This window comes from Vibrio sp. 1F253, from assembly GCF_041439295.1.
Classification (GTDB): domain Bacteria; phylum Pseudomonadota; class Gammaproteobacteria; order Enterobacterales; family Vibrionaceae; genus Vibrio; species Vibrio tasmaniensis_A.
Genome location: NZ_JBGONU010000021.1, coordinates 69,867 through 77,082, shown reverse-complemented (window position 1 = coordinate 77,082; position 7,216 = coordinate 69,867). Strand labels below are relative to the sequence as shown.

9 protein-coding genes are annotated in these 7,216 nt (G+C 41.9%); 2 read left to right on the top strand and 7 right to left on the bottom strand.

Annotated elements, in window-relative coordinates; all coding sequences use genetic code 11:
- A partial coding sequence (locus ACED28_RS12560; protein ID WP_371709970.1) for a hypothetical protein occupies positions 1–1,032 on the bottom strand: 1,032 nt, incomplete at its 3' end.
- A gap of 424 nt (positions 1,033–1,456) precedes the next feature.
- On the opposite strand from ACED28_RS12560, the gene ACED28_RS12555 reads away from it, so the two are divergent.
- Positions 1,457–2,038 carry a phage antirepressor N-terminal domain-containing protein gene (locus tag ACED28_RS12555; RefSeq protein WP_371709969.1) on the top strand — a complete coding sequence of 194 codons (582 nt, stop codon included), beginning with the start codon at positions 1,457–1,459 and terminating at the stop codon, positions 2,036–2,038.
- A 54-nt stretch (positions 2,039–2,092) separates the two neighbouring features.
- Here the strand turns inward: ACED28_RS12555 and ACED28_RS12550 are convergent, their stop codons facing one another.
- Complete coding sequence (locus ACED28_RS12550; RefSeq protein ID WP_371709968.1) at positions 2,093–2,833, bottom strand: FRG domain-containing protein; 741 nt, start codon at positions 2,831–2,833, stop codon at positions 2,093–2,095.
- Positions 2,834–3,370: 537 nt separating this feature from the next.
- Here ACED28_RS12550 and ACED28_RS12545 point away from each other — a divergent pair.
- The gene (locus ACED28_RS12545) at positions 3,371–4,018 is read left to right on the top strand and encodes a hypothetical protein (RefSeq protein ID WP_132813630.1); all 648 of its coding nucleotides are present in this window, start codon (positions 3,371–3,373) and stop codon (positions 4,016–4,018) included.
- Positions 4,019–4,071: 53 nt separating this feature from the next.
- On the opposite strand, the gene ACED28_RS12540 is transcribed toward ACED28_RS12545, so the two are convergent.
- From ACED28_RS12540 to ACED28_RS12520, 5 genes are all read right to left on the bottom strand, one after another.
- Positions 4,072–4,365 (bottom strand): MarR family winged helix-turn-helix transcriptional regulator, encoded by a 294-nt coding sequence (locus tag ACED28_RS12540; RefSeq protein WP_305368150.1) that lies wholly within the window; start codon positions 4,363–4,365, stop codon positions 4,072–4,074.
- Between the two features lie 77 nt (positions 4,366–4,442).
- Positions 4,443–5,678 carry a tyrosine-type recombinase/integrase gene (locus ACED28_RS12535; protein ID WP_371709967.1) on the bottom strand — a complete coding sequence of 412 codons (1,236 nt, stop codon included), beginning with the start codon at positions 5,676–5,678 and terminating at the stop codon, positions 4,443–4,445.
- 1 nt (position 5,679) lies between these two features.
- On the bottom strand, positions 5,680–6,654 hold the full coding sequence (locus ACED28_RS12530) for a hypothetical protein (protein WP_132815108.1): 975 nt from the start codon (positions 6,652–6,654) through the stop codon (positions 5,680–5,682).
- Entirely contained in the window at positions 6,654–6,857 is a 204-nt protein-coding gene (locus tag ACED28_RS12525; RefSeq protein ID WP_017101207.1) for a hypothetical protein, read from the bottom strand. Before ACED28_RS12525 ends, ACED28_RS12530 begins: the two co-directional genes overlap by 1 nt.
- Entirely contained in the window at positions 6,854–7,195 is a 342-nt protein-coding gene (locus tag ACED28_RS12520) for a phage tail protein (RefSeq protein ID WP_243701178.1), read from the bottom strand. Before ACED28_RS12520 ends, ACED28_RS12525 begins: the two co-directional genes overlap by 4 nt.
- Between the last annotated feature and the right edge of the window lie 21 nt (positions 7,196–7,216).

The following is a 7,216-nucleotide window of genomic DNA, read 5'->3' as shown; positions in this document are numbered from 1 at the left end:
CTCTGGCTCTGGCTCTGGCTCTGGCTCTGGCTCTGGCTCTGGCTCTGGCTCTGGCAAGGCAGCATAATTGGGCTCATCAAATAGCTCACATTTATCTTCTATTTTTTTCTGCTTTGGTAACCTCCAGGTGCCAGCGTCATTGGGTGCAAGGTCAAATTTCACCCCTACATGAACATGAGCAAACTGAGACACTCGACAATGAAACAAGTTAGTCTTCACATTATCTTGACGACCAATAAAGAATACAAAAGCCTTATCAGCACGTTGGTCAAAAAAAGCTTTCGTAGCTAAGTCTTTACTATATTCAAACATATCAATTAACGATGATTTTTGGTGCTCGGTCCAATCACTGCAATCAAAGACAACTTTGTAGTTTTTTCCGTTATGATTTTTACTCATTAATTCAACAGTAATTGAGTCACTTTCAATTGCTAAATCTACCGAGTTTTTAATCTCACAGTAAAAAATATAATTGGTGTTGTAACCTATACCAGGCTTAGACGTTATCTCTTGGAAAGCAGAAGTATATGTCAATGGTTTCGTTAACAATTGTAAAGGCAACACACTATGGTGCTCTATATCTTCAAGGTAAAAATCAACCAGTGCACCTACCATATAAGATGTTTGGTGTTGTCTTGCATTACGCTTACCTCCCTTTCCACCTTTTGATGACTTTTTATTGCTGGTTACATTTCCATCTCCATCGCCAAATACTGGCTTTTTAGGTTTTGGAGGCATTTTGAACTCATTAATATGAGGTAGTTTATATGTTCCAGTTCCTCCCTCTTCCCCTGGTTGATTTGATTCTTGCTCTACCATTCCTTCAAAATGGCATCCCTCTATATGATGTTTTCTATATGAAAAGAAGGGGTCTCGGGTTTCACTGCCAATTGCCCATGGAAAAGCCGGATATCTACACCTTTGATTTGGGCACTCGTGTATTCCTTTAGGTACTTCATCAATACAACTGTACTTTTTTAAGCTTAAGCCCGATTCAATAGCACCTGTTCGTGTATTTCTCGCTCTAGTCATTACATTTCCTTTATTTATTAGTGGCCTATAAAGCCATCATCTATAAATACTTATGGAGACACACATAACCACATTCAATAGTCCATGTTAAAATTAATAAGATTTATAATATCTCAAGAATGAGATCACAAGATAACAATGAATTAAGTAGAAGAATCCGAGGGTATACGCTATATTAAAATTTCATTGGCAAAATCCAATGACGGGATTGGTCTCCTGTTTTATTTCCAAGGCGCATAATCGCCAGTTCTCAGCTGGTTTTTTTATGCGCGCGATTCAGCACATCTAAATTATGGTGAGCTGGGTGGGAGCACTCCGGTGCGCCGTCCCTTGGAGCGGTAAGACCAATCTCACTCAGTTCGCCACCCAATGATTGGTCTCGTTGCGAGTGGTGATAATCTCATTGCATCCAAGGAGGCTACTTATGCCTAGCTCTCAAATCACAGTTTCATTTCACGGTTCAAATCTCATCGTCATTGATCAAAATGGTGAACCCTATACCCCAATGAAAAATATTGTCGAAGGTATGGGAATGGACTGGAGTTATCAGTCAAGAAAGCTAAATAGTAATAAAGCCCGATGGGGTGTTGCTGTTATAGCAATACCCTCTATAGATCCTCACAACCCTGTATCTTGTCTTCCTTTACGCAAACTCTTCGGCTGGTTACAGACACTCCAACCTAACCGAGTTCGTGCAGATATTAAAAACGCTGTTATCCATTATCAAAATGAATGTGATGATGTGTTGTGGAAGCATTGGAGCCGTCAGTACAGCAATGTTCCTGAGGTTATTGAGCCACCAAAGCGATTACGATTACTGCTGAATATGGAAAATGGCCGTGTGGTGAGTACCCAACCCGTCCCGTTTGATGCGATGGTTGCTGCACCATCTGAGATAGCTGATCGACTGAAAGAACCTAGCAGTTTTACGATTGAGGATTATTTGGAGATTGCCAAGGTAGCGAATGAAAGGTTGGCTGAGCTGATTAAGGCCAAGTTCGGGTAACAGGTAGAGAAAAGGCACTCTGGTGAGTGCCTTTAATATTAAACACTTATTAGGTTAATATCGTTCAACTCTTAGGTAGTTGTTACAATGCTCTGATGCTCCTTGTAAATCAGGAAACAATGTAGAATGGCTGATATTCATGCGGTTTAAGTATGTAAGGCAGTCTTTTAAACCTTCATTCGGTATATCCAACCGAATCAATTCCATGTACCTTGCCGAACCTTTTGTTGGGTGTGTTCTAAACCAAGTTTCTAGGTCAATGTTGTTTGGTCCTCGTGTAAACAAACCCCGCTGGCTAACAAGCCTACTGTTCTCATCACTCAGAGGACGAACAATTTTTACTGTCGGCTTCTGATCATTTACCAAAGAAATAGCGTCATCGCTTTCAATGATTGAATTACGCTCAAGAATAGAATTTTGACTACAAACAAAAACTGTCAAGTTCTTGCTATTTTCTTTTAATGCTCCACTAACAGCAAAGTAGAGTGCAACAAAAGGAGATTCCGTCCAGTCCAATAATGGCGTAGCTAAACCATGATGCTGACCTAAAGCCCACCAATCATTTTCATTTTCCATAAGTGGAGGGTTGGATCCACGCCTACCTCTAGTTTCGTACTTAAAGCGTTCAAGGTGTTGCTCTCTACGTGTAGAGATTGGGGACGTAATAATTCGGTCCAATGTTGGCTCTAATTGCCACTTACTATCCGCATGACCGCGGAAAATATAATTGGGAAAGTTCAGCAATTCTTGACTGATAAAGTCGGAGAAATACTTCCACGAGCTAAGGCGAAACATCTGAACACCTTTACTAAAACTCTTAGACTCCCACCTAGCTTTTCTTGCCATTTTTCCCTCGATACTAATTTATTAACCTAACGCTATTTATACTAAACGTAGCAACCTAATCACTGTGACGTTACGCGTCACGTTTAATGCTCAAAGAATAAAGGCACGCATCCCATAACTCAAGGCTGGTGGTGACCATACAACCCCAAAAATTTTTATTTCGCGCGGTGTGGCCGCGTTTGCGCATCTATAGGCTCCAGAAGAACCTAATAGATCGATGCCTTCTACTTGGAAAAGACATTTGCCTGCAACAATGTCATCTGGCTCACTTTACCCGAAGCAAATTTGACAAAGCTAACATACTGATTACAAATTGAATTATTTAGTAGAAGATTACTTTATAGTTCTGTAGCTCTGTTTGATAGAGATACTAAAGAATTCCGAGAACACATATATTGCTTGGATTCAAAGCTTTGAGCTAAAGGATGCAAATCGTGTTAAAACAAGTGCACAACCCTCGGCGTTACGTATAGATAGGAAAAAATCATGAAATTCGTAAGACTTATACCACTTCTCCTAATGGGTTTAGTTGGTCTTTGCATTGGTTTCTTAGGCGCTAAAAGTGGTCATTGGCAACAGTTTTTAACCCCTTTAGTTGCCAGCATTTCGGTTCTTTTTGCAACTACGATTGCTATTCAAAATCTTCAACAATCTCGTCAACATGAAATATTAAAAAGGACATTAGACCAACTCTCAAAAAAACCAAAAGTCGATGACTCTTTGTTTAATGCTCGAGTTGAAATGAACCAAATCATCATTCAACTCGAGCTTTATAACCATTACGACAACTACGATATGATGAAAACTGCTATGGAAATGTTGGATAGAAAGGACGCTGAGACAATCATTCAACAAGTCGACTATTATGACAATCTTGCTCTAGGGGTTCGACTAGGTTTATATGATTCTAGCCTTGTATGGGAAATGGTCTCAACAACACACTGCCTAGTATGGCGAGATTTTTGGCCTTTAGCTCGACATAATCAACTCGCGAGTAAAGCATTTTCTGAATCTTATGAACGTGAGCTAGAAAAACCTTATGCAGATCTTGAGCAAGAGGCACTAAAACAGTTTAATGGTGACCTCCAAAGTATGATCAAGCCGAAGGGATATTATAAAAAACTACACAGCTAGGCACATGTAGACATTTAAGATGACCAACTACGCGTTCTTATGGATCATTACAATTAATGGTCCAAGCGCCTATATCGAAACTCCATCCCCCCAAAGTCTAATCCAACATTTACTCTTGTTAGATAGCATCTCAGATATAAACTTTTCAAAAGAGAACTGGCCCAACTTGGTGACAAATCACATCGCTTAGCGATAAGTTGCGCTGTCACTTCTTCACCCTGCTTTATCGAATCCAACACCTTTAATTGTGTCTTGCTTAACTTCACCCATTTCACCTGATGTGGGGCATGTCGCGCAGCTGCCACCAAAGTGTGACTAACCTCACACTTTTCTTCAAAATTACCCATACTAATACTGTCCTGAGCTATTCATATTTAAATGTCTTTTAATGATTGATCTAGATGATCTTTTTACCATGACAAAATTATTCAAATGTAGGCAAATAACATGACCGCCAGCAATTTTTTAGCCATTGATGATAGGATCTTAGTGCTTCAAATTTTTGCAGTTCAATGTGAGTATGGATGTATGCCTGGTCTAGCTTTCCTTTGGCATGGTTGAGCAGCGTTTCACCAACTAGGTAATCTATACCTATATCAGCCCAGATAGTTCTCGCTAGCTTCCTTAGGTCATGAGCACACCATTTACCCTTTGATACCGTTTTAACTAACTCCGTAGCGCTGACGCGAGATATTGGTGCTTTATCTCGTTTGGTTTGTGGAAAGACATGGTTACCCTTGTAATAGTTAGCTAACTGCCATGCTTTAAACGCCTTTAACAGTTCGACCATCTCGTCTGTTAATGGGTAAATGACCTCTCGTTTTGTCTTCGTATCATGCTTAGGGATTTTCCATCGCTTAGTTTTGAAACAGACGTTGCACCATTTGGCCTTACGCGTTTCACCAATACGTGAACCATGGCTAAGCATCAGTAGACCTAGAACTCGGGCAAAAGGATCTGATGTGCAAAGCCCTTCCAATAACTCTTGAACATCGCCTGGTTTAAGGCTGCATCCCTTTGCTTCAATTTTGGCCGTGATGAAATCTGTAAACACCATATCGATTAATGGGTTATGCCCTATCATCTTTAACTTCTTCGCCTTTTTGAAGGCAACCTTTAAAGCCTGAAAGATAGATCGAATATAACTGATTGAGTAGTTGTTCTCCCTTAGCGGTTTCATCAACAACTTCTCAATTTTCCGATGAGTCAGCTCAGCAATTCTTTCCCCATGCAGTCTGGGCACGAGGTGAAGGTCAACCATACATTTGAGCGAGATGATCCGCTCTGCAGATAAGTGCTGTGACCGATTCTCTCTGTCTAGATGCCAAACCAACAACTCATCAACAGTTTCAAACTCATTAAATATCGCTCTTTTGCCCTGAGCGAGATCTAAGACGTAATAATTGAGTACATTAAACACATGAGGGGCTGAAAGGTTCGGGTACTTCCCTAGCGTATGAGGCCTCTGAGCACCGTCTTTATATTCCATATAAACCCACGAACCCTGATCTCGATTCTTACGAAAACGCAAGTAAAGCGAATAACGCTCATCTTTCAACTGCGTCACTCTTGGGTCTTTCGAGTATTTTCTAATTTGCGCTTCGGAAATCTTACAGCGAACAGTAGCGGTATGATGAACACCGGCATTCAACTTAATCATTCTATTCTCCTGTTAAGGTGGCTTTAATACTCATGCGCCTTGGTTGTAAGCCTTGGCCTGAAAACGAAACGCTGTCTATTGAGCACGTTCCTTGGAATGCATCAGGGAAAGAACTATCGAGAATCAATAGCCCCTCCGCAAATACCGCTGGGTTTGGCGGCGCTTCGATACTGAGCTTTCGTCCCTCTCGCTGCATTCGTCTGAGTTCGCTCGCGCATGCCTGCTCTGCTTCTTGTTGACTGTTTCTGTCTTTACCTATCGATTTAAATGGCGCCTTACCTTTTCTCACTTCCTGTCGAGTGCCGTCCTCAGTCGAAAGATAAAATGCCTTAACACCGGCGACATCCGTTCGTCCATCGAGGTCGATACTCACGTTGATGAAATTCGGAAGTTGTGGCTGATTACCACTGGGCTGCGATAACGTGATGGTTTCAATGTCTTTGCCACTGGCGCTTCTGGCTTCCCCCTTGGGAGCAAAAATAAAGCGACCATCGATAGGTTTAGCGACAGCATCATATTGCTTAGCAAGCCGGTACAAAAACGAAGGCGTACTTTCATCAGTGCGATCGACATGCGCGATTTCAATTTTTTGTAATCTCGGATGCACAAAAGTTTGAAAGCCATGAGGGGTCACATTATCCGCAACAACTTGAGCCAGTGTTGTCTTGTCCCAGCTCATCGATTTACGCTCTCGATAACCGGTTTCATCTTTAATACTGAAAGGGGCGACAGACAACACCAAAGTCACTTCTCGGGGATGTAAGCTGATGGAACGTTTCGATATTTGAAATTCATCACGCAGCACTTCACCCAAATAGACTGAGTACTTTTCTCCCTTCGGGGGAATGCCGTCAATGTCATCAGAGTTGATCGTTAAAGAAAGGCTATCACCCTCAATCCCGTTGCCATCAGATAGACGCCACGATTTAAGGCGAGCCAATAACAGTTCGCTATTTTTGCCGACTAGTTTGAACATTAGTCCCAAGACCTCGTAACAGATTGAGTGGGTTTCACCGTAGATATTTCAGGAATATGGACATGGGTATCTACAGTGAAGGCATCACCACGGACATGCGGATTAAGGCGATAAAACGCGATCTCTAACTGATCACTGTCTTGACCTGTTTGTTTAAAGAGTAAATCAGTGATTAGTTCCCCTTTACGCGCAAATATTTTCATCCACGGTACTCCAAGAGCTGCAAAGACATATCCGTCACCATGGCGCGCCCATCATGAATAAGCTCACTGCGCCCCTCTTTAATCTGTTTGATCGTCCAACGGCCCAGGTTAAAACCTTGACCGTCACTCACTTGTTGAGGCTCATCAATCAAGGCACGAATCACGTCCACGGACTTAGCGGCGCTGTATTGAAGCCACTTTGCTGTAACATCTATCGTTTCAAGTGGTCTGCCCGTTCGCTCTGAACGCGCATTATCAATGAGGCCCACTTCGGAGTAAGCGCCTGCCGTTGTTCTATCAAACTTCGTTATGGGCGTTTTATCTCCAACCGAAAACACGAACTCCCCAATCACTAAATG

Coding starts and splice junctions, on each gene's coding strand:
- ACED28_RS12535 (WP_371709967.1), bottom strand. CDS start 5,678: ATGATTAAGTTGAATGCCGGTGTTCATCATACCGCTACTGTTCGCTGT.
- ACED28_RS12540 (WP_305368150.1), bottom strand. CDS start 4,365: ATGGGTAATTTTGAAGAAAAGTGTGAGGTTAGTCACACTTTGGTGGCA.
- ACED28_RS12550 (WP_371709968.1), bottom strand. CDS start 2,833: ATGTTTCGCCTTAGCTCGTGGAAGTATTTCTCCGACTTTATCAGTCAA.
- ACED28_RS12555 (WP_371709969.1), top strand. CDS start 1,457: ATGCCTAGCTCTCAAATCACAGTTTCATTTCACGGTTCAAATCTCATC.
- ACED28_RS12525 (WP_017101207.1), bottom strand. CDS start 6,857: ATGAAAATATTTGCGCGTAAAGGGGAACTAATCACTGATTTACTCTTT.
- ACED28_RS12545 (WP_132813630.1), top strand. CDS start 3,371: ATGAAATTCGTAAGACTTATACCACTTCTCCTAATGGGTTTAGTTGGT.
- ACED28_RS12530 (WP_132815108.1), bottom strand. CDS start 6,654: ATGTTCAAACTAGTCGGCAAAAATAGCGAACTGTTATTGGCTCGCCTT.